Annotated in this window: 18 protein-coding genes; 16 read left to right on the top strand and 2 right to left on the bottom strand. The window is 45.5% G+C overall.

Annotation, left to right across the window (positions count from 1 at the left end; all coding sequences use genetic code 11):
* Positions 1 to 66: 66 nt before the first annotated feature.
* Positions 67 to 1,035 carry a D-2-hydroxyacid dehydrogenase family protein gene (locus MKY73_RS16835; protein ID WP_339302719.1) on the top strand — a complete coding sequence of 323 codons (969 nt, stop codon included), beginning with the start codon at positions 67 to 69 and terminating at the stop codon, positions 1,033 to 1,035.
* Between the two features lie 179 nt (positions 1,036 to 1,214).
* Here the strand turns inward: MKY73_RS16835 and MKY73_RS16830 are convergent, their stop codons facing one another.
* Positions 1,215 to 2,252, bottom strand: coding sequence for a LacI family DNA-binding transcriptional regulator (locus tag MKY73_RS16830; protein WP_339302718.1), 1,038 nt, complete (start codon positions 2,250 to 2,252; stop codon positions 1,215 to 1,217).
* Positions 2,253 to 2,641: 389 nt separating this feature from the next.
* Here MKY73_RS16830 and MKY73_RS16825 point away from each other — a divergent pair, with 389 nt between their 5' ends.
* The 13 genes from MKY73_RS16825 to MKY73_RS16765 all read left to right on the top strand — a co-directional run bounded on the left by MKY73_RS16825 (position 2,642) and on the right by MKY73_RS16765 (position 18,685).
* Complete coding sequence (locus MKY73_RS16825) at positions 2,642 to 3,691, top strand: 2,3-butanediol dehydrogenase (protein ID WP_339302717.1); 1,050 nt, start codon at positions 2,642 to 2,644, stop codon at positions 3,689 to 3,691.
* A 182-nt stretch (positions 3,692 to 3,873) separates the two neighbouring features.
* On the top strand, positions 3,874 to 5,187 hold the full coding sequence (locus MKY73_RS16820) for a hypothetical protein (RefSeq protein WP_339302716.1): 1,314 nt from the start codon (positions 3,874 to 3,876) through the stop codon (positions 5,185 to 5,187).
* A 335-nt stretch (positions 5,188 to 5,522) separates the two neighbouring features.
* Positions 5,523 to 6,626: an NADH:flavin oxidoreductase gene (locus tag MKY73_RS16815; protein ID WP_339302715.1), complete on the top strand. Its 1,104-nt coding sequence runs from the start codon at positions 5,523 to 5,525 to the stop codon at positions 6,624 to 6,626.
* A 450-nt stretch (positions 6,627 to 7,076) separates the two neighbouring features.
* Positions 7,077 to 8,405, top strand: coding sequence for a beta-N-acetylhexosaminidase (gene nagZ / locus MKY73_RS16810; protein ID WP_339302714.1), 1,329 nt, complete (start codon positions 7,077 to 7,079; stop codon positions 8,403 to 8,405).
* Between the two features lie 41 nt (positions 8,406 to 8,446).
* On the top strand, positions 8,447 to 9,151 hold the full coding sequence (locus MKY73_RS16805) for a response regulator transcription factor (protein WP_339302713.1): 705 nt from the start codon (positions 8,447 to 8,449) through the stop codon (positions 9,149 to 9,151).
* Positions 9,148 to 10,131: a sensor histidine kinase gene (locus MKY73_RS16800; RefSeq protein ID WP_339302712.1), complete on the top strand. Its 984-nt coding sequence runs from the start codon at positions 9,148 to 9,150 to the stop codon at positions 10,129 to 10,131. Before MKY73_RS16805 ends, MKY73_RS16800 begins: the two co-directional genes overlap by 4 nt.
* Positions 10,132 to 10,441: 310 nt before the next feature.
* Positions 10,442 to 11,212, top strand: coding sequence for an ABC transporter ATP-binding protein (locus MKY73_RS16795; protein ID WP_339302711.1), 771 nt, complete (start codon positions 10,442 to 10,444; stop codon positions 11,210 to 11,212).
* Positions 11,187 to 13,145 (top strand): ABC transporter permease, encoded by a 1,959-nt coding sequence (locus MKY73_RS16790; RefSeq protein ID WP_339302710.1) that lies wholly within the window; start codon positions 11,187 to 11,189, stop codon positions 13,143 to 13,145. Before MKY73_RS16795 ends, MKY73_RS16790 begins: the two co-directional genes overlap by 26 nt.
* 182 nt (positions 13,146 to 13,327) lie before the next feature.
* Complete coding sequence (locus tag MKY73_RS16785; protein ID WP_339302709.1) at positions 13,328 to 14,773, top strand: 4-hydroxyphenylacetate 3-hydroxylase N-terminal domain-containing protein; 1,446 nt, start codon at positions 13,328 to 13,330, stop codon at positions 14,771 to 14,773.
* Between the two features lie 226 nt (positions 14,774 to 14,999).
* Entirely contained in the window at positions 15,000 to 15,707 is a 708-nt protein-coding gene (locus MKY73_RS16780; protein WP_339260804.1) for a response regulator transcription factor, read from the top strand.
* Complete coding sequence (locus MKY73_RS16775) at positions 15,685 to 17,142, top strand: HAMP domain-containing sensor histidine kinase (RefSeq protein ID WP_339302708.1); 1,458 nt, start codon at positions 15,685 to 15,687, stop codon at positions 17,140 to 17,142. The genes MKY73_RS16780 and MKY73_RS16775 overlap by 23 nt, the downstream gene beginning before the upstream one ends.
* A 35-nt stretch (positions 17,143 to 17,177) precedes the next feature.
* Positions 17,178 to 18,257 (top strand): AI-2E family transporter, encoded by a 1,080-nt coding sequence (locus MKY73_RS16770; RefSeq protein ID WP_339302707.1) that lies wholly within the window; start codon positions 17,178 to 17,180, stop codon positions 18,255 to 18,257.
* Between the two features lie 29 nt (positions 18,258 to 18,286).
* On the top strand, positions 18,287 to 18,685 hold the full coding sequence (locus MKY73_RS16765) for an Asp23/Gls24 family envelope stress response protein (RefSeq protein WP_339302706.1): 399 nt from the start codon (positions 18,287 to 18,289) through the stop codon (positions 18,683 to 18,685).
* Positions 18,686 to 18,713: 28 nt separating this feature from the next.
* Here the strand turns inward: MKY73_RS16765 and MKY73_RS16760 are convergent, their stop codons facing one another.
* Positions 18,714 to 19,559, bottom strand: a complete 846-nt coding sequence (locus MKY73_RS16760) for an AraC family transcriptional regulator (protein ID WP_339302705.1) — start codon at positions 19,557 to 19,559, stop codon at positions 18,714 to 18,716.
* 201 nt (positions 19,560 to 19,760) lie between these two features.
* Between MKY73_RS16760 and MKY73_RS16755 the strand changes: the two genes are divergently transcribed.
* Positions 19,761 to 20,765 carry an aldo/keto reductase gene (locus MKY73_RS16755; protein ID WP_339302704.1) on the top strand — a complete coding sequence of 335 codons (1,005 nt, stop codon included), beginning with the start codon at positions 19,761 to 19,763 and terminating at the stop codon, positions 20,763 to 20,765.
* Positions 20,766 to 21,036: 271 nt separating this feature from the next.
* Positions 21,037 to 22,578, top strand: a complete 1,542-nt coding sequence (locus tag MKY73_RS16750) for an acyl--CoA ligase (protein WP_339308642.1) — start codon at positions 21,037 to 21,039, stop codon at positions 22,576 to 22,578.
* Positions 22,579 to 22,581: the final 3 nt, after the last annotated feature.

The following is a 22,581-nucleotide window of genomic DNA, read 5'->3' as shown; positions in this document are numbered from 1 at the left end:
GTTTAAAGTGATGCGGAGTTGCTACAATATGTTTAAGAAGTGAGCAGATCTAGGAGGAGATCAGGGATGGATAAGAAGTTGCGCTGTGCAATTTTGGATGATTATCAAAACGTTGCGCTGACGTCGGCAGACTGGAGTTCGTTGATGGATCGGGTGGAGATTCAGACATTCAACAACTATATGGGCTCGGAAGAAAAAGTCATTCAAGAATTGCAGGAATTCGATATTGTGGTCCTGATGCGGGAACGAACACCATTTCCGGAGAGGGTTATTTCGCAGCTCCCTAAGCTGAAACTTCTGATTACAAGTGGCATGCGTAATGCGTCCATAGACCTTAAGGCTGCGGAGCAAAAAGGGATCATTGTGTGTGGAACCGAGGGAAGCTCTAATCCACCTACGGAACTGACGTGGGCGCTAATACTGGGACTGTCCAGACAGCTGGTTACGGAGAATAATGCACTTCGCTCCAATCGAAACTGGCAGAGCACTGTAGGATTGGATCTGCATGGGAGAACACTTGGATTGCTCGGTTTGGGCAAGATAGGCACTCGCATGGCTGAGATCGCACAAGCATTTGGCATGAATGTGATGGCCTGGAGCGAGAATCTGACACGAGAGAAAGCCGAAAAACATGGTGTCATTTGGTCCGAGACCAAGGAGCAACTGCTTGCACAGAGCGACATCATATCCATTCATCTGGTATTAAGTGATCGTACGCGCAATCTGATTGGACAAGCCGAATTTCAACAAATGAAATCGAGTGCGCTATTCATTAATACGTCGCGAGCGGGTATTGTTGATCAGGAAGCTATGATAGATGCATTACAGCGTGGTTTGATTGCTGGCGCAGGTCTGGATGTGTATGATCAGGAACCGCTGCCGGTTAACCATATTATGCGAACATTGCCCAATGTCCTGGCCACACCGCATCTGGGTTATGTGACTCGTGGCAATTATGAGATCTATTATAGTCACACCGTAGAAAACATAGCGATGTTCCTGAACGGAACACCGATCAGGCAAATGCTTCCTTAGAATAAACGGTGCTGAATAAAGACGTAGCTTTAGATATATGGGATTATAGACAAATAAGGTGCTGCCAGGAAAGAGTTAGGCCTGAGCAACACCTTTTTTTGTATATCTGTGTAGCAAAACAAAGGAAGAGATAGCCGTAACATGTATTCTATCTTACTGACTGACACCACTTACCACATTTAATGGTGCGGTCCTCGCTGGGAAGAATGAATCATGGCGACGCTAGATTCACGAACGATTAAGCGCGGTTCGAATTGAATGTGTTCGTAATCGGTCGTGTTCATCTCCCGAATCCGTTTTAACAACAGTTCGGTAGCAAGTCTGGCAACCTCCTCACCCATAATGGAGACGGAACTAATCTGCGGGGACGAGACCGTGGTCCACTGATTGTTATCCACACCCACTACAGCCACATCTTCAGGTACACGAACCCCCAACTCCTTGAACCGATTAACCAATCCGATGGCAACCATATCATTAATGGCATAGACTGCATCTGGCATATGCGTAAGTCCGTAGAAATAATCTGCAGCATTGGCACCTGTATTCAATGAAAAGTCCTCACCAAAGTAGACAAGAGAAATGTCCACATGGCCTACAGCTTGCTCATAAGCACGGAAGCGCTCTTCAATAATGTCTTTGGGTGCGCCGGCATAGGCGATTCGCGTCCGCCCAATTTTGAACAGATGCTCCATGACCAGTTTGCCTTCGGGTTGAGACAGAGATACGATATCTGCCCTCATTCCCGGTTCCAGTTTCTTGCCGTAGTTAATCATAGAGATGGGGAGCGGGGCTTTATCAATCAGTCCGGGTAACGTTTTGGGATAGGCCAGAGGCATGAAGATCAATCCATCTACATGCAATTTTTTCACATTACGTATTGTCTCCAACTCGGTACGGGCATTGCCTGCCGTATTGATCTGCACGACATGGTACCCATGCTGCTTCGCCGTTTGCTCAACAGACCATGAAATCTCCGGAATAATGGCGTTACGTATGTCGGGTACAACGAGCGCGATCTGGTGCGTTTGTCGGATTTTCAGACTCTGTGCGGAGGTGTTGGGTACAAAACCCAGTTCTTCAATGGCCTTCATCACCTTATCTCGTGTTTTACTGCTTATGCCTTCTGAATTGTTGATGGCCCGGGATACGGTAGCTATGCCCACGCCGGCACGCTCAGCCACGTCCTTGATCGTCAGTTTCTGTTCTTTCTTCAATGTACGTTTACCTCACTTTATCGGAAACGATTCCGAATATTTAGGGATATGTATGCACTTCGCGATAAGTATATAACTTAATTATAACATTTGAGCTATGAAGTATCCCGTGATTGGACCACATTTATGCCGAAGTATGATTATATTTCATTCCGTCTGCAGTATTACTTGCCAGGATATATCTTAATAACTTGGATTAGAGCGGTTACACAATACCGCTAAAATAACTTTAATAAAAGTGTAAGCGTTCTTAATTAAAACTCGATATGATCACGAAATAGACATATTAGTGTAGAAATATGTTTGACAGCGTATCTAAAATGTGACATATTTAATTTACGGAAACGTTTCCGATTATACTATAAATTATGATCTGGGAGATGAAATGAATGAAAGCATTACGTTGGCACGGAGTCAAAGATTTACGTCTCGAAAATATTAACGAACCTCATCCTGAAGAAGGTAAGGTCAAAATAAAAGTGGAATGGTGCGGCATCTGTGGCAGTGACTTGCACGAGTACACAGCGGGTCCGATTTTTATTCCGGCTCAAGCACCACATCCCCTAACAGGGGAACAAGCGCCTATAGTCATGGGGCATGAATTCTCAGGACAGGTGGTTGAGGTAGGGGAAGGCGTTACACGTTTCAAGGCGGGCGATCGTGTAGTTGTAGAACCGATCTATGCATGTGGACACTGCGAAGCTTGTAAACAAGGCAAATACAATCTGTGCGATAAAATGGGTTTCCTTGGACTCGCTGGAGGCGGAGGCGGATTCTCCGAATATGTAACTGCTGAAGAATACATGGTCCATGCCATACCGGATTCAATCTCGTATGAGCAAGGTGCACTGGTTGAACCTTCGGCTGTAGCACTTCACGCTGTGCGCCAAAGCAAGCTGAAAGTGGGCGATACGGCGGCCGTGTTTGGTGCTGGCCCGATTGGATTATTGGTCATTGAAGCACTTAAGGCCTCGGGAGCTTCTGATATTTATGTTGTGGAATTATCGGACGAACGGAAAGCCAAAGCGGAAGAACTGGGTGCGATTGTGATTGACCCAACACAGTTCAATGTCGTAGAAGAAATCCATCAGCGTACACAAGGTGGCGTTAACGTTGCTTATGAAGTAACCGGTGTACCACGTGTGCTGCAACAAGCCATCGATTCCACACGTATTGGTGGAGAGTTGATGATCGTAAGTATTTTTGAACAGGAAGCACCGATTCATCCGAACTCTATTGTTATGAAAGAGCGTACGGTCAACGGCATTATTGGTTATCGCGATGTGTTCCCGGCAGTCATCAGTCTGATGGATAAAGGTTTCTTCCCCGCAGACAAGCTGGTAACCAAACGAATCTCGTTGGATGAAGTGGTGGAACATGGTTTTGAAGCACTACTAAAAGAGAAAAATCAGGTTAAGATTCTGGTTAAAGCAGAATAGAATCCACAGATAGTAAGAACGAGTAGACAACACATCAACAGATGTGGTTGTCTACTTTTTTTTGTCCAGATCGGGCGAAATTTGTTGCATGTACAGATGGTTTTACATAGTATGGAAAGATACAAAATGTATCATCTCGGTATGAAGGGAATCATTCTGAAAATATGAAGGAGGAAGCGGACATGCAGAGACACAAGAAATGGACAGCCGTAATTTTGACCATCGTTGCGGGAATGAGCTGGATGCTCATGGGCAATTCCAAACCGAGAAATAACACGTCAACTAGTCAACCACCTGCTACGGAACGTCAGCTTGCCAAGGTGTCGAATGCACCGATCATTTCAGCAGATGTAACATCCAAGATAGAACTGCTGGGAAGGCCTTTTACCAAAACACCATATGCCAATAACGTCTGGGATATGCAACTGTACAACGGCAAAATATATTTGGGTCACGGAAACAGCAGTAATCTGGGCGTAGCGCCGAATTCAGGCCCTATTCCGGTCATTTATTATGATACAGCGAACGCGAAATTCAAGACCCAGTCGGTGACCAACAGCAACCCTGGCATTTTGCCATCGACGAAGATGTATGTGGATGAGGAACAGATTGACATTTACAGAGTGCTTAACGACAAGTTATATATTCCTGGTAATGATTCGGATAGTGAGAAGTGGGAACTCGGCAATTTCTATCGTTTGGATGGAGAGGTTTGGACTAAATATCGTAATCTTCCACTCGGAGTACACGTATACGATTTGGCTTCCTATCAGGGCAAGATGTTTGCCGCGCTAGGTACAGAGTCCAAACCAACGATATTAATCTCTCATAATGAAGGTGAAACTTGGCAGAAATTTGCAACAATCAATACGTTTGGCTTCCGGGCTTATACCATGTTCCATCTTAATGGCAAATTATATGCATCTGGCATGATGTATCCGGCCAATAAAATATGGAATGACAAAACCAATATCCTGGAGATCAATGAAAAGCTTGAGAAACGGGACGTTGTCATCTATGGAAACAAAATGCTGCCAGGACTCACTTATCAAACGGGCACCATTCCCTATAATAAAATAGGCAAAAATATTAACTTTAATAATAAGTTGCTCTATATAGCGGGTGGGGTGTTCAATGATGGACAACTGCTGCCCAAATCCTTGAATGTTATGACAGATATTAACCAGGCCAAACGAGTTAATCTGCCAGATGCCAAGGCACTTCCTACGGATGTGCTGTTGCGTGATGGTAAGGTATATGTGCTTACGTACACGCGTCAAAGTGCCAATCTATATATCAATCGGGTCTACCAATCCACGGATCTGACAACATGGAATGAGATTTTACGTTTTAGTCAGGACACGTATGCCAAGTCATTTGAAGAGAACGAGGGCGACTTCTACTTTGGTCTGGGTACCGATCCCGATGTGTTATCGACTTCATCGGGGAAATTGCTTCGAGTGAATCGCAATGATATCCCCGTAAATGCTAATTAAATTGGAAGGAAGATTATGGATTATATACTATGCTACATCCACATTATTGGTGACCGGGAAAATCCGTTAAGATGCAGTATTGTGCAAGTCAGACCGCTTCGGTAGTGTGATCAAACAGAGGCTGCCGTTAAGGTAGCTTTCTTTTTTTATCTAAAAGATTAGTTCGAACGACTCACTTCGAAAATTTGAAAATAAAATTAAGAAACTATAAAATGGATAGAGAAATAATCCTAAACCAGTCAATGGAGTTACTAATGTTATGATATACAAAAGCATGTCGCATTTCACATGAATGCGAAAGTTCCATACTTCCAATTGCAAAGGAGTAATATACGATGAACGTACCTTCAGCATTATTTAAACCTTTTACCTCGGACAAGCTAACCTTGTCTAATCGAATCGTTATGGCCCCTATGACTCGCGGATTCTCACCAGAGGGCGTACCTGGACCGGAAGTTGCTGAATACTACCGTCGAAGAGCAGCAGGCGGAGTGGGACTTATCATTACGGAAGGTACAGGCATCAATCATCCTTCTTCGGTCAGCGGAGCGAGTATACCATTGTTCCATGGTGAAGATTCGTTGGAAGGATGGGCTAATGTAGTGAAAGCAGTGCATGAAGCGGGTGGCAAAATCATGCCACAATTGTGGCATGTGGGTACAGCACGTCGTTCCGGTGACTTGCCTAACGCAGAAGCTGAGCCTGTAAGTCCGTCAGGGGTTAGCATGGCAGGTGAGCCATCACGTGAACCATTAACGGAAGAGGAGATCCAAGGTCTTGTGAAAGCATATGCCCAAGCGGCAGCGGATGCACAGCGAATCGGGTTTGACGGAATTGAATTGCACGGAGCCCATGGATATCTGATTGACCAGTTCTTCTGGGCGCAGACGAATCGAAGAACCGACAAGTATGGTGGTGATTTGGTACGAAGAACCCAATTTGCGGTTGAAGTGATTGAAGCTTGTCGTGCTGTGGTTGGTCCTGATTTCCCAATTGTGCTCCGGTTCTCCCAATGGAAGATGGGGAATTATGAAGCACGTCTGGTGGAAACGCCGGAACAATTGGAGCAATTCCTGGCACCACTCAGTGCTGCTGGCGTGGATATATTCCATTGCTCTACACGGCGGTTCTGGTTACCTGAATTCGAAGGATCCGAGCTGAATCTCGCAGGTTGGACACAGAAAATCACAGGCAAACCAGCCATTTCGGTTGGATCGGTAGGGCTTGAAGCTGAATTTGTGGACAGAGCAACCGAGAACCAGGGAACAGGGGATGCCCATTTGGATCTAGTAAATGAGAAGCTGGAGAATCATGAGTTTGACCTGATCGCCTTGGGTCGCGTTCTGCTTAGTGATCCAGAATGGCCTGCCAAAGTTCGGGAAGGTCGCATATCCGAAATCATTCCATTTACAACGGAAGTATTGAAAACCCTCCATTAATCGAAGGCTAAGAACGTTTCGCAAAAAAAAAGTGAACCAACGCCGAATGGCGACAATTTACAACGGAAAATGAAAAAACAACGAAACAAAAACGAAACAAAAACAAAAACAAAAACGAAAACAAAAACGAACAAATAGGCCGCCTTTGGGCGGCTTTTTCACCTACCTATACTTATAATTTCAACATATGAAAAATTCACAATAGAAAAACATTTTCCACACCGTTGCACCTGTTTATTACTCCCATACATCCCACACGCGCGTAGTCACAACACCATTGAAGTTCCACATCTCAGCTTCTATAGCAACCATTTTTTTCGCTGCATATTATATCAGCACAACGATTCAATCCTCAGAAGCGCTCATTTTGAAAATCAATCACCTTGTGATAAGGTTACTCCTGAACCTTTGAATTACCAAGACGACATTACATAAGGAGGATGAATATCCTTGTACAACTATAGTTACACCTCGAACAAAAAATGGAGAAAACCACTGCATATGATATGTCTTCTGCTGGGGATCATTCTGCTTTTATCGGCATGTGGCCAAGCACAGAAACCTTCCTCCACAACGGACTCGAATACCGGCTCCAATGCTGGCTCTAACTCAGGGCAATCTTCCTCATCGCCGGAGCAGAATACCGCTCCACCGCAGGAAGAAGTACCAGAAGAAGTCGATCCGGTGCAGGAGCAGCTCAGTTCATTAACGTTAGAAGAGAAAATTGGACAGATGATACTCGCTGGTGTTCAGGGTACAACGCTGGATGATCAGGCCAAACAGATGATTGCGGATCAGAAGGTAGGAGGCATTATTTTCTACGCCAACAATGTAACGACGCTTGAGGGGACAGCCAAGTTTGTACAATCCATCAAGGAAACGAATCAGTCCAATCCGGTACCCATCTTCATGAGTGTGGATCAGGAGGGCGGCAAAGTCAGCCGCATGCCGGAGAACGTGGAATCCATTCCATCCAACAAAAAAGTAGGACAGACAAAAGATAGTGCGCTCGCTGAAACGATGGGAGAATTACTGGCCAGACAAGTCCAACTTGCAGGTTTTAATGTGGACTTCGCTCCTGTGCTGGATGTGAACAGTAATCCGAAGAACCCGGTGATCGGTGATCGTTCATTCGGCAGTTCGGCAGACCTGGTATCGCGTATGGGAATTGCGGAGATGAAAGGTCTGCGTAATGAAGGCATTATTCCGGTAGTGAAGCATTTTCCGGGTCATGGGGATACGTCCGTGGACTCCCATCTGGATCTGCCTGTTGTGAACAAAACGGAAAAACAACTGGCTGAGCTTGAATGGATTCCGTTCCAAGCCGCAGTGAAGGAGCAAGTGGAGGCTGTTATGGTGGCACATATTCTGTTTCCGAAGCTTGATCCCGATCATCCGGCTTCCTTATCTGATGTCATTATTGGTGAACATCTGCGCGGAAAGTTCAAGTATAACGGTGTCGTCATCACAGATGACTTGAGTATGGGAGCAATCGCGAAGAACTTTAAGTTGAATGAAGCTGCAATAGCAACTGTTAAGGCAGGTAGTGATATTCTTTTGGTAGCTCATAGTTATGAGAGTGCCAAGACGATTTTTCATACACTGATGAATGCAGTGAAGTCAGGCGACATCTCCGAATCCCGAATCGATGAAAGTGTATATCGTATCCTGGCATTGAAGCAACAATACAAGTTAACCGATAGACAGCAAGCCTCTGGAGACCTGAAGCAGCTGAACGCAGATATTGTGGACTGGCGTAATCAAGTCGATGCTCGATAATCCAACCTGTGTTATGATTTTGGCAGAGGTGAGATCCAACCATGTATACCATTATGATTATAGAAGACGACCCCAAAATTGCAGGGTTATTGAAATCACATATTGAACGTTATGGAGACCAGGCGGTTTTGGCTGAGAATTTCGAGCAGATTGTGCAGCAGTTTGAACAGGTACAACCGCATGTTGTGCTTCTAGATATCAATTTGCCCAGCTATGATGGTTTCTATTGGTGCCGCCAGATTCGTACATTATCTACATGCCCAATTCTGTTTATCTCCGCCCGGAGCGGAAAGATGGATCAGGTCATGGCACTGGAGAACGGAGCGGATGATTATATCACCAAGCCATTCGAACACGAGATTGTTATGGCCAAAATTCGGAGTCAGTTACGCCGGGTGTATGGGGACTATGCCGCACGTGATGAAGAACGCAAGGTGGAACTGGACGGTTTGGTCGTTTACTTGGAAAGACTGGAGATTCAACTGGGCGATCGCAAAGTGCAGCTGACGAAGAAAGAAACGATTCTGCTGGAAACGTTACTGCGTCGCAGTCCCAAGCTGGTAAGCAGGGAAACGATCCTGGAGAAGCTGTGGGATGACTCTTTTGTAGATGACAATACACTCAGCGTTAACGTTACCCGGGTTCGTAAGCGATTAGCCGAGCTTGGCATTACGGATGCACTGGAAACGGTCAGAGGTTCAGGTTACCGATTGAACAACAACTGGAAGGCTTCCTCTCCATCATGAGATTGTTTATTCGTGAACATCTCGCTTTAACTTGCTGGGTGGTTGCTATGTTGTTCACCGTGGTGGCGGTGTTCTGGTATGACGGTTATACTGATTGGATTACGGCTGCTTATGCTGTAGCGTTGGGATTATTTTTGTATGTTGGCTATTTGGTCTATCGTTATTATTCACATCGCTCGTTTTATGCCCGAATATCCAGATCGATGGATTCGTTGAAGGAATTTGTACCCTTGAACGAAACAAGTCCATTATCACAGGCATTGGAGAAGCTGCTGGATTCACAATACGGACAGTATCATGCTCACCTGCATCGACTGGAACAGCGACAGCAAGAATATCTGACGTTTATGAATCAGTGGGTACACCAGATGAAAACGCCGTTATCCGTCATTGAGTTGACCTTGGAAGATCAGGAGGATGACGATCCTCGGCTCATAAGCATTCGGGAGGAAGCGGACCAAATGAGACGTGGATTGGAGACTGTGTTGTATGTGGCCCGTTTGGATACCTTCGAACAGGATTTCACCGTTGAACCCGTAGCACTGAAAACTGCGGGTGAGGAGGCAATTCACGAGCTGAAGCGATTTTTCATTCGCAATCACGTCTATCCAGAGATGCATATCGATTCCTCACTGGTTGTGCAATCCGATGCCAAGTGGATTCGTTTTGTCTTAGTACAGCTACTATCTAATGCGATCAAGTATTCTGCGGGCAGCGGGCAAAAAATTCATATGCGGGCATATGAATCAGAACGCTCCATCCTACTGGAAGTGCAGGATCAAGGCATCGGGATTCCAAAGTCCGATCTGAACCGGGTATTTCAGCCTTTCTTCACTGGGGAGAACGGACGGCATTTCAAAGAGTCCACTGGCATGGGGCTGTATATTGCGAAAGAAGTACTGACCCGAATGAATCATCAGATCAATCTTGAATCCGTGTACGGTGAAGGAACAACTGTCCGAATTACATTCAGCTCCTGAAGTGGCAGGTGGAAGACGAGAGTGGAACGTGTGAATTCGGGCTGAAGCATGATGAGTATTAACATAATGATGTGTCAAATGGATATGAAGACGTCTATTGCCTGGTTGAGGCGAAGGCGTCTTTTTGGATTTTTACCATGCAACCTTACAACATTGTCATGTTGATGAAAGGTTAAACCATAGGAGAATGACCGAAACTTCGATAGACTGTAGTCATGAAGATCACAGGAAAGGCCGCACTTATTATGCAGACATACAGCATCAGCGTATCTTAATTTTCGAATTCACTTTCATTAGAGGAGTTGTAACTATGGAGATTTGTTCTGTCAATCAGATCAGTAAAATCTATAAAGGCATCGTGTCCTATGAAGCATTATCCGGCATCGATCTCAGTATTCAGAAAGGTGAGTTTGTCGGCATTATGGGACCATCCGGCAGTGGTAAAACAACGCTGCTGAACATGATCTCCACAATCGATCATCCGACATCAGGAGAACTGCGGATTGCAGGGAAGAATCCATTTGAATTGAACCAGGACGAACTCGCGCTCTTTCGGCGCAAAGAGCTAGGGTTTGTTTTTCAATCGTTTAATCTGTTAAATACCCTGACAGTCAAGGAAAACATCGTGCTGCCACTGACGCTTGACGGAGTTCCCATAGCAGAGATGAACACACGTGTGGAACGACTTGCAGGCAAGCTCGGCATTGAAAGTATTTTGAACAAACGAACCTATGAGATATCGGGTGGACAGGCACAACGTACGGCTATTGCGAGAGCACTGATTCATTCACCCAAGCTGATTCTGGCTGATGAGCCAACAGGTAATCTGGATTCGAAGGCGGCCAGAGATGTGATGGAGATCCTCGAAACCCGTAATCAGGAGGATCAGGCGACGATGCTGTTGGTCACTCATGATGCAGTAGCTGCAAGTTATTGCAGTAGAGTCGTCTTTATCAAAGATGGCAAGCTATACAATGAGATTCACTACGGCGATAATCGGGCAGCCTTTTACCAGAAGATTATTAATGTATTATCCCTAATGGGAGGGTCAGGACATGAATTTTCGCCAGTTCGCCATTAATAACGTTGTTCGCAATAAACGAATTTATCTGGCTCATTTTCTGAGCAGTACATTCTCTGTCATGATCTTTTTTACCTACGCATTGCTATTGTTCCATCCCGATTTGAAAGCGGGGTTAAAGGGATCAAGTGGTACGGTAACTTTGCTTGCGAATCAAGGGTTTATGATTGCGGAGATCATTATATTCATCTTTTCATTCCTGTTCCTGCTCTACTCAGTAGGTTCATTTCTGAAGACACGCAAGAAAGAATTTGGTATTTTTCTCATCATAGGCATGACACGTAAACAGATGAACCGGCTCCTGTTTATGGAGAATATGTGTATTGGATTAGCTTCGACCATTACCGGCATCGGACTCGGAATTGTTTTTGGCAAATTGATTCTGCTCATCTGTGGCTCCATGCTGGCTGTTGAGGACAGTCTTCGTTTCTATTTTCCACTGAAAGGCATTGCCCTGACGGCTGGCGCATTTCTACTGCTGTTTGTTATCATTGCGATGTCGTCATCCTTGCTCATACGCAAAGGTTCACTCATTGACCTTGTGAAATCAGAGGAAAAACCGAAACCCGAACCCAAAGCATCACGCTTTCTCGCCTTGCTGTCGGTGCTGTTCATTGGCGGGGGCTATGCAGGAGTATTCACTTTTGTATGGGTAAGCTTCTCTTTTCCGTTATTACTTGCAAGTGTCGTGGTTGTTATAGTAGGTACTTACTTTCTGTTCACACAGCTCAGTGTATACATCATTCGGGCACTGAAAAGAAATCCAAGGTTGTTTTTCCGTAAAACCAATCTGCTCTTCTTATCTGAACTTACCTATCGAATGAAAGATAACGCGATTATGTTTTTCATGGTAAGTATCATCTCGGCTTCTTCATTTACGGGAATTGGCACCATGCTTGCGATTGCTGACCCGGGTCTGTCATCCATGTCGAATCCGTACGCATTCAGTTATATGAATATGTGGGATACTCCCAACTCCGAGCGACATATTCGGCAGATTGAAGAAACGTTGATTGATCATCAAGTTCCCTACGTGAAGGGTAGTTATGCTCCTATATCTGAAAATAATAATGGGTATATTATTAAGCTAAGTGAATATAATCGTCTGGCTAAGGCACTCGGGTATGAGGAACGTACGTTGAAACAGGTTGATGAGTCATTTATGACACCAAGCAATTTGGCAGTTCGTAAGAAGTACCGTGATCAGGCTGAACAAGGATTCTCGGGAGGGGAGGTCTATCTGGAGGTGGAGAATCAGCGCGTACCTGTTCAGCTATCGACTCCAAATACCGAGATTGTTATCCCTTTTCAAGGTGAAATTAATATCTACATCGTAACCGACGTATTGTTCGATAAGATGAGACCGGCGTACAATGAGGAAGTCGGAATGCCTGAAGATTTTTATTCCATGCGAACGGTCCAATTTATCGTAAAAGATTGGATGGGCACACGCAGCTTTGCTCCTGAATTGATCGAATCCATTCAACAGAATCATTCCAATAGAGGTTACTTCCAGGTGAGTGCACTTGTGGTGGACTGGCTCAATTCGAAACAAACGAACGGAATTATCCTGATCTTGAGCGGCCTGATCGGCATTGTTTTCTTCACCTTTGCAGCAAGTTTTACGTATTTCAGACTTTACGCAGATCTCGAACGGGATGAAGCGCAGTATCGCATGATTGGCAAAATGGGACTGAGTCGTCCCGAACTTCGTAAGATCGTAACAAGGCAGCTATTGCTTATGTTCTTCCTGCCGATTCTGGTGGCGGTCATCCATAGTTCGGTTGCCTTTGTAGCGTTACAGCAACTGGTTGACTTCTCGGTCTTCGGTTACAGCCTGCGTATCTTCCTGGTGTTTGCTTCCATGCAGATCTTGTATTTTGCACTTGTGCGCTGGCGGTATCTGCGTCATATGTATTCCAAGTTAATCTAAAAATGAATGGCCCAACAGACACCGAACTCATGGCTCGGTGTCTGTTGACTTTTCCATCCAAGGCAAAGTACTATTTCATTAGATACAAAGTGTATCGTTACATAAATTCTAAGCAGTTGATTAGTTGTCAAAGAAGAATCACAGTTGAATAGCAGGCTGGTGCCTGAGAGGGAGGACATATCATGAGCATCACGATGTCTCGTGGACAAGCTTACATTCAACGTTTGAATGATGAGCGGAATGTATGGCTGGACGGAGAGCGTATCCGGGTAACCCAGCATCAGGCCTTTCAGGGAACACTTCAAACGATAGAAGGTTTGTTCAATCTGGTGGATGACCCGGATACAAGGGAAACCGTAGCCTATTGGGACGAACAGACGGGAAGTTACGTGCATCGCTCTTTTCTAGTGCCTCGTTCACTTCCTGACGTAAACAACAGAGCGGGGGCTTTTCGGCTTTGGTCTGAGCGGACGTACGGAGTGATGAGCCGATTGTCTGATTATGCGCGATCCCGGCTGACTGGCTGGTACGCAACACGACATGAGATGACAGCACATGATCCTGCATTTGCAGGTAAAATATCGGCTTATTTTGAACAAGCCAAACGAAACGATGCATTCCTGACGATTGTCCAGCGGGACCCTCAGATTAATCGTTCCTTGCCTGTTGGGGAAGATGAGGATGCCATGCTGCGAATTGTGCAAAGCAATACGGAGGGCGTGGTGATCCGCGGAGCCAAAATGGTTGCAACAGCTGCGCCTTATGCCGATGATATCATTGCGTATCCCGTTCAACGAATTCCAGGCCACCTGCCAGAGCTGGCCCATATGGTCATTGTAGCCGCGGACAGTCCGGGCTTGCACATGATGTGTCGAGAAACATTCGCGGCAAAAGATTCGGATAGATCACATCCACTAAGTGCCCAGTATGATGAGATGGATGCTGTGTTATTTTTTGACGATGTATTTGTGCCCTGGGAACGTGTATTGCTGCACAATAACCCTGAAGCTGTATGGCAGATTCGCTGTAATACAGCTTCGTCCAGTCTGGCTTATCATCAGAGCGTTATCCGATTACACTCGAAACTGGAGTTCATTACAGCCGTGACCTCAGCCATTGCCAAGGAGATCGGGGTGGACTCCTTCCTGAATGTGCAGGATCAACTTGGAGAGCTGATCAGTCAGATGCAGACCATCGAGGGACTGATTATTGCTGCTGAAGCACAGTCCAAGCCGGACACATTTGGCAATTGGCTGCCGGAATTCAAATATATTGAAACCGCACGTAATCTGGGCAATCGTTATTATCCCCGTGCTGTGGAGATTTTGAAGACCATTGCTGCGGGTGGTTTGATTCAGATCCCCTCAGGAACGTTTGAGTTGAATGGAACAATTGGCTCGATGATGAGTAAATATCTTGGTGGAGTGACGATGCAAGCCCCGGAGAAGATTCGTCTCTTTCAACTGGCATGGGAATTGACAGGAAGCCCACTCGGAGCAAGGCATGATCTGTATGAACGTTTCTACGCAGGTGATCCCGTGCGCAACCGGGCGAGCCAATATGTGCAATATGACAAGGAACGTTTATTGGCCAGAGTTGAACCGTGGCTTCGTTCGGGTAAGGCATGATCTGATAATTTAATACGGACAGTCTGAAAGAAGAATGAACAGCTAGAATACAGAAATGAGAACGGTCCTCTTTTAGTTAACCTGCTCCTAGAGCCTTGGCCTGTGTCAGGGCTCTATTTCTATTTATTTAGATTATCTTTAGAAATGATTTAGGTTGAATTAAGAGACGTAGTATATAGTAATAATGTAGAGATAGGCATAGAGTTTAGGAAATGAGAGGAATAACATGAGATACACCGTATTAATTGCAGATGACGAACCAGAGATTGTTGAACTGCTTCAGCTCTATCTGGAGAAGGATTATACCATTAAGACTGCCGTCAATGGAGCCGAGGCGCTACAATGTATACGTTCAACACAGATTGATCTGGTCATACTGGACATCATGATGCCTGTAATGGACGGATTGCAGTTAATTAAGCAGATCAGGGCTACGCATCACATGCCTGTGCTATTCCTGTCCGCCAAAAGTCAGGATCACGATAAAATCCTTGGACTCGGACTTGGGGCAGATGATTATATAGCGAAGCCGTTCAACCCGCTCGAGATTGTCGCCAGAGTAGAGGCACTGCTTAGAAGAGTCAATCAATTTGATGCAGCAGAGATCCCCGCTGCCAAAGAAGAGAATCTGGTATTGGGTGATCTGACACTGGATCGATCCCAATGTATTCTTTTTCGTTCAGGAACAGCTGTAACATTAACCTCTACAGAGTATAAAATTATGGAATTGTTGCTTGATCAACCTGGCCGAGTGTTCACCCGTAAAAAAATATACGAAGCGGTCTGGGGCGATTATTATGCGCACGAGGACAGCACCATCATGGTACATATCAGCAACATTCGGGAGAAGATCGAGCGTGATTCCAGACAACCGGAATATCTCAAAACGATAAGGGGACTGGGATACAAAATTGAAGCGCCCATGGAAAGCTAGAGAAAAGCGACTGTTGCAGACATCCCTGACACTGGATTTCTTGCTGTTCAACTTCTTTTTGCTGTTACTGGTATTGATTGTGTACCTTATCGTGTCACTGGATGTCGTGGATTTCCGCATTTCGGATCAGGTCGTTGATCCAGAGCTGAATGTTGAAGCCCACGTGTATGTGGCAGAGCTGGAGAACGAGTTTTACTCCGGTGGAGGTTCGGTGTCGAGAGGGAAAGATACAGAGATTCAACGTCTCAAGGACAGCGGGGGTTGGATTGAGATTCTGGATGCGAATCGTAACGTCATTCATTATGTGGGAGACAAGCAGGATTCGTTCACCCAATACAGTGAAGCCGAGCTGTATGCAGGACTGGAGAACCGAAGCGACCAACCGTACTATTACTCCATCACTTCGTTTTCGGCAGAAGGACCGCCAACGTATGTGTTGCTCAAGATCCCGCGTGATCTGGTCAGCGTAAGGATTAATGATAATCAGTTGATTACCAATCTGAAGCACCCTTTATCCTTTTACATTATGATTGGTATTGGTTTAGTTTTGTTGTTGATCTTTGTATATAGCTATTGGGTCGCACGGAGAATCAAAAAGCCATTGGGTATTCTCTCCTCGGGTCTTACGCAGATGATTCAGGGAAATTATAGTACACGGATGTCGATCTCTGCCGAGAGGGAGTTTGTCCAGATTGGTGAGACCTTTAACTACATGGCGGACGTCATTGAGAACACCTCTGCGGAGAAACGTTATGCGGAAGAGAGCAAGCAACGACTGATTGTAGACTTATCCCATGATCTGAAGACACCGATAACATCTATACAGGGATATGCTCAGGCTTTGGTGGAAGGACGTGGAGAGGACAAGGACAGGCAGCAAAGATATTTGGGATACATTTATAATAAATCTGTTCAAGTTGCACGCATGATACAGAATATGCTGGAGCTGCTCAAGGTGGATTCGCCTGATTTCCACATGCAGATTGAGAGAAGAGAAATTGGAGAGTTCGTGCGCGAGATTATGGCAGATACGTATGGGGAGATTGAGCAGAAACAGTTTGTCCTTCATGTGCTTGTTCCTGATGAGGAGATCTACGCAAGGTATGATCCGGAGCTGCTATCCAGAGTCATTCAGAATCTAATCACCAATGCCTTATCGTATAATCCGCTCGGGACAGAACTGCGTGTGGAACTCATTCCGCTGGATACCCATGTCGTAATAGAAGTGGCAGATACCGGGGTGGGCATACCCCAAGAACTGTGGTCAACGATCTTTGACCCGTTTGTACGAGGGGATGAGGCACGTACAGCGACCGGAGGCACCGGGCTGGGGTTGTCCATCGCACGACGTAATACGGAGAAAATGGGTGGGCGTCTGATCCTTTCCCGGCGTGGGCGAGAGACCACTGTGTTTACCATTCAGATTCCAAATTAAATTAGAGAAGAAATGTCCATGTGGAGGGGAAAATTTTGTTCAAAGCAAATACGTTTGTCCGGTTCAGTATTGCACTGGCGCTGATATTGGTTAATATCTATTTATTATCACGTGTGAGCTTCATCTTTCAGCCGCTTGTCACCATGATCACGGTCATTACCGTACCAATGATGTTGTCCGTGTTCTTTTATTATCTGCTAAGGCCGCTTGTGAATTATATGGAGAAAAAGAAAATAAATCGTACGCTAAGTATTTTGCTAATCTATCTGGTTATTGCTATTCTGGGAGTGTTCTTCATCATTGGCTTATGGCCATCGTTACGTGAGCAACTGGTCAACTTGGTCGATAACGCACCGAATCTAATCAATTCATTAAGTGAGCAGCTGAGAGAGCTGGAGCAAAACGGTGCCATTCAAGCCTTGTTCCCCGAGGGCTCAACACCTTTCTCTCAGATTACGGAGTATATCAACAAAGGATTTAACTTTGTGACCAACTATGTAAGTGGATTTTTCTCACTCGTTTCCAGTTTTGCGATCATCTTGTTTACATTACCGATCCTATTGTTCTACATGCTGTTACAAGGTGAGAAATTTGGCCGTAAACTGGCACATATCGCTCCCAAACGTTTTCAAAATGACAGCCGTGAAGTTGTGCTTGAGATTGATCAGGCGCTGAGTGGTTTTATTGTGGGTAGAGTCTTGGTAAATCTGGCGCTGGGTGTACTGATGTATATTGGTTTCCTGATTATTGGACTGCCGTACGCATTACTGCTCACAGTAATCGCGGTCATCATGAACTTTGTTCCGTTTATCGGAGCGATTGTGTCGTCTGTCCCTATTGTGATCATGGGTCTCGTTGTATCGCCATCCGTTGCCATCTGGTCTCTGATTATTATTCTCGTCGCTCAGCAGATTCAGGACAACCTGGTTGCACCGTACGTATTTGGCAAAAAGCTCGATATTCACCCGCTTACGACGATTATTCTGGTCTTGGGTGCAGGGGACCTGGGTGGAATTATTGCCATCCTGATTATTATCCCGGTGTATATGATCGTTAAAATTCTTTTGGTTCGAATCTATACTATGTTCTTCAAGGACAAATGGCAGAATGCCTAGCATGTAAATTATTCGAAGGAGTGGAGCACATGTCTGAAATTATCGAAAAACCATATAACGAACCTGAATATATCGCACCTCAATCTGTACAAATGGGTACCATTCACATCTCGAACGATGTGCTGTCCAAGATCGTGGGGATGGCCGCGCAGAGCACGAATGGCGTATCCTCCATGTCCGTTGGACTGACTGAAGGCATTGCCAAGAGTATCAGCGGCAAGAGTCTGCAAAAAGGGATTGATGTGCACGTCAAAGACGATCAGGCCACCATCCAACTGCGCATCAACATTCAATATGGCAACAAGATGCAAGAGGTTTGCCGTGAACTTCAACATAATGTTCAACAGGCTGTAGAACAATTAGCTGGCGTTATGGTCAATGAAATTAAAGTACAAGTCGTTGGTGTATCCATGCCGGAGACGGTATAAACGAATGGCAAAAAACAGCACCTTCCCATTAGCAGCTTAACTGGGAGGGTGCTGTTTTATGTTTGCGATAATAAGTGGGCGCTTCGCCCATCACTTTTTTGAACATTTTGGAGAAAAGCAATGCATCAGTGTAGCCCACAGACCGGGCAATATCACCAATGCTCAGACCGGGATCAAGGGTCAATTCGGCTGCCCTGCGCATCCGGTAATGGACCAGATACGATTGGATACTGCTTCCCATCTGGTCTTTGAAGAGAGAACACAGGTAACTGCGCTGCAAGCCCACATGGGCCGCGATGGACTGAACGGTAATAGCATTGGCGTAGTTCATTTCAATAAAGTCCATGACCTGCGTTACGTATGTTTCCTTCGAATAATCCTGCATGGGTTGAAGATGCTCTGAGTTGGCCTGATCAATCAAAATGGAGAAAAATTGATACAGCAAACCAGTCATACTAATCTCCCAGCCTTTGTGGGTGTGGCGGGAATTAATCATTCGATGCAGACAGGATCGCATCTCGTCATCCTCATTGCCCAGCTCAAAAATCGGGTGATGCTCAGACAGACAAGCCTGCTGTAAAAAGGTTTGGCTATTGCTGCCTTGAAAAGCAACCCAGCTGTATTCCCAAGGGTCATCCTGATCTGCTTCGTAATGAACAACAGAATGCGGAACAATTAGAAAACCTTGACCTTTGTGCAGGGTGTATGTTCTGCCTCCCACTTCGAATGTGCCTTTGCCATTCAAAATATAATGAATTTTGTAATAGTCTCTCATGGCAGGGCCAAAGTGATGACCTGGTGTACAGGCTTCCGTACCATAATGCAGGAGCTGAAGCTCCTGAAAATGATTGCTTTTAAACATATATGTAATCAAGGTTATTCACTCCTGTATGATTTCGTCTCATCTTGCATTTTAACATATTAATTCGATTAAAAGATTAATGATTTAACATTCGTTGGTATAGATAACAGTCATTTTTCCATATGGTTATAGTGAAATGCCATATCGTTTTGCTCGAGAAATGACTAAGATTAGAAGCAGCAAGGCAAACCTTACAGGAAAGTGAGAATAACGATGCCCTATACTGCGAGTGAACAACGATATGATGAGATGAAATATGTACGTTCCGGTAAATCCGGAATCAGACTGCCGCAAATTGCGCTGGGTCTATGGCAGAACTTTGGTGGCAACCGTACGTTGGATATTCAGGAAGAGATGATTTTGCGTGCCTTTGACCTCGGAATTAACCATTTCGATCTGGCGAATAACTATGGTCCACCTCCAGGATCAGCGGAAGAGAACTTTGGTGTGATATATAAAAAACATCTGCGTCCTTATCGGGATGAGCTGCTCATCTCGACAAAAGCTGGCTATCACATGTGGAATGGACCTTATGGCGAATGGGGTTCCCGCAAAAACCTCATTGCGAGCCTGGATCAAAGCCTTGACCGGATGGGACTGGATTATGTAGACATTTTCTATCATCACCGTCCAGATCCGGATACACCTTTGGAAGAGACCATGACAGCGCTGGATCATATTGTGCGGCAAGGTAAAGCACTGTATGTGGGGTTATCCAATTATAATGCAGAACAGACGCAAAAAGCGGTGACCATTCTTCGTCGTCTGAGTACGCCATGTCTGGTTCATCAGCCAAACTACTCGATGCTCAATCGCTGGATCGAAGACGGTTTGCAGGACGTACTGGATGAGCAGGGCGTAGGTTCAATAGCATTCTGTCCACTTGGTCGCGGTCAGTTAACGAATAAATATGTCGACAAGATTAAGGAAGAAAGAGCCAATCCAACAGGCAATTTGAAAAAAGAAGCTTATACGGACGAACGGATTGCCAAGTTCGATGCGCTTCAGGCGGTTGCAGAAAGAAGAGGTCAGACGATCTCTCAACTGGCTCTGAACTGGATCTTGCGCGGTAACCGTGTAACCTCCGCACTGATTGGTGCAAGCCGTGTGTCCCAGATCGAAGAAAACGTAGCTGCGCTCAAGGCACCAGACCTGACAACGGAAGAGTTGAATGAGATCGAAATCATTCTTGACGGAATGGGTAATTATCCGTGGTAACTGAATAAAAAATTAATATGAAATGGCGCCGTCCTGATAACCAGGAAGGTGCCATTTTTTTATATGTCATTTTCTTTATAGGATAAGATCAATTATAATAGTTCATTAATTGACCTATGTTTATTTTTTTGGAATGAGCCTAGTTCATAGCACCTGGTCCTAGGATTTAGGGTATAATATATAGAAGCTTTACATTTGAACTACGAAGGAGAGGCTCCATTTGAACTTTGAACAGTGGATTTCGCCTGAAAGCTATAACCTGACATCCGAGATGGAGAATCATCCATCAGACCGGATTGCACTTAGATGGCTCAGCGATCAACGAGAATTGGAAGAGATCACGTATGGTGATTTGTTCAAGCAGGCGAATCGTCTTGCTGGAGGTCTGCGTGAACTAGGACTGGAGAAGGGTGATCGGGTGCTGGTCATGGTACCACGCCGTATCATTGCCTATGTCATTTACATTGCTTGTCTGAAATTGGGGATTGCCGTTATTCCGTCCTCCGAGATGTTACGGGCTAAAGATCTCGAATATCGTCTGCGTCACTCTGAGGCGCGGGCTGTTATTGTATGGTCCGAGACGACTTCGGAAGTGGAAAAGATGGATGCGGATCTGCCATCACTGGCATATCGCATCGTGGCATCACCGAATGGTGAAGTTGGCGTACCTGCTGAAGGTTGGGTCAATGTGCATGAGTTAATGCAAAATCAACCTGAAGAGATGGCTGCGGTGGAAACTCACCGTGATGATACAGCTATTCTTGCCTATACTTCGGGCACAACAGGTAATCCCAAAGGAGTTGTACATAGCCACGGTTGGGGATATGCCCACCTGCGGATCGCTTCTTCATTATGGCTGGATATTCAGCCTTCAGATACCGTATGGGCAACAGCGGCACCTGGCTGGCAAAAATGGATCTGGAGTCCGTTCCTGTCGGTACTCGGAAGAGGCGCGACCGGACTGGTATACAATGGATCATTCCAGCCCAAGCGTTACCTGGAACTGATGCAGGAACATCAAATTAATGTTCTATGCTGTACACCAACCGAATATCGGTTAATGGCCAAAGCCGATGATCTTGGACATTATGATCTGTCCCATCTGCGCAGTGCTGTTTCAGCGGGTGAACCGCTCAATCAGGAAGTCATTGAAATCTTTAAGCGTCACTTTGACCTCACTATTCGAGACGGATATGGACAGACCGAGAGTACGTTGTTGATCGGCAGTCTCAAAGATGCGCCTGTACGTATTGGCTCGATGGGTCAGTCGATTACACCTGGGTTGATTGAGATCATCGATGAAGAGGGACAACCTGTACCTGCGGGTGAAGTTGGAGATATCGCGGTACACAAAGAGATGCCGGCTTTGTTCCGGTCCTACTATCAGGATGAGGGACGGAAGGAAGCGAGTCAGCGTGGCGATTACTTTGTGACGGGGGATCGTGCACGTAAAGACGAAGAAGGTTACTTCTGGTTTGAAGGTCGCAGTGACGATATCATCATCAGTTCGGGTTACACGATCGGACCATTTGAAGTGGAAGAAGCACTTATGAAACACGCCAGTGTGAAGGAATGCGCGGTGGTTGCGAGTCCGGATGAGATCCGTGGCAATGTGGTGAAAGCTTTTATTGTACTGCGAGATGATTCACTGGCTTCACCAGAACTGATGCGTGAATTGCAGCACCATGTCAAAGAAATTACAGCACCTTACAAGTATCCACGCAAGATCGAATTTGTTACGGATCTGCCGAAGACCAACTCTGGTAAAATCCGCCGGATCGAACTGCGTGAACAAGAAAAACGAAATAACTAAATC

Source organism: Paenibacillus sp. FSL R5-0519 (genome assembly GCF_037974275.1).
Lineage (GTDB): Bacteria > Bacillota > Bacilli > Paenibacillales > Paenibacillaceae > Paenibacillus.
This window is presented reverse-complemented; position numbering and strand designations above follow the sequence as displayed.

Coding starts and splice junctions, on each gene's coding strand:
- MKY73_RS16835 (WP_339302719.1), top strand. CDS start 67: ATGGATAAGAAGTTGCGCTGTGCAATTTTGGATGATTATCAAAACGTT.
- MKY73_RS16825 (WP_339302717.1), top strand. CDS start 2,642: ATGAAAGCATTACGTTGGCACGGAGTCAAAGATTTACGTCTCGAAAAT.
- MKY73_RS16820 (WP_339302716.1), top strand. CDS start 3,874: ATGCAGAGACACAAGAAATGGACAGCCGTAATTTTGACCATCGTTGCG.
- MKY73_RS16815 (WP_339302715.1), top strand. CDS start 5,523: ATGAACGTACCTTCAGCATTATTTAAACCTTTTACCTCGGACAAGCTA.
- MKY73_RS16805 (WP_339302713.1), top strand. CDS start 8,447: ATGTATACCATTATGATTATAGAAGACGACCCCAAAATTGCAGGGTTA.
- MKY73_RS16800 (WP_339302712.1), top strand. CDS start 9,148: ATGAGATTGTTTATTCGTGAACATCTCGCTTTAACTTGCTGGGTGGTT.
- MKY73_RS16795 (WP_339302711.1), top strand. CDS start 10,442: ATGGAGATTTGTTCTGTCAATCAGATCAGTAAAATCTATAAAGGCATC.
- MKY73_RS16790 (WP_339302710.1), top strand. CDS start 11,187: ATGAATTTTCGCCAGTTCGCCATTAATAACGTTGTTCGCAATAAACGA.
- MKY73_RS16785 (WP_339302709.1), top strand. CDS start 13,328: ATGAGCATCACGATGTCTCGTGGACAAGCTTACATTCAACGTTTGAAT.
- MKY73_RS16780 (WP_339260804.1), top strand. CDS start 15,000: ATGAGATACACCGTATTAATTGCAGATGACGAACCAGAGATTGTTGAA.
- MKY73_RS16765 (WP_339302706.1), top strand. CDS start 18,287: ATGTCTGAAATTATCGAAAAACCATATAACGAACCTGAATATATCGCA.
- MKY73_RS16755 (WP_339302704.1), top strand. CDS start 19,761: ATGCCCTATACTGCGAGTGAACAACGATATGATGAGATGAAATATGTA.
- MKY73_RS16750 (WP_339308642.1), top strand. CDS start 21,037: ATGGAGAATCATCCATCAGACCGGATTGCACTTAGATGGCTCAGCGAT.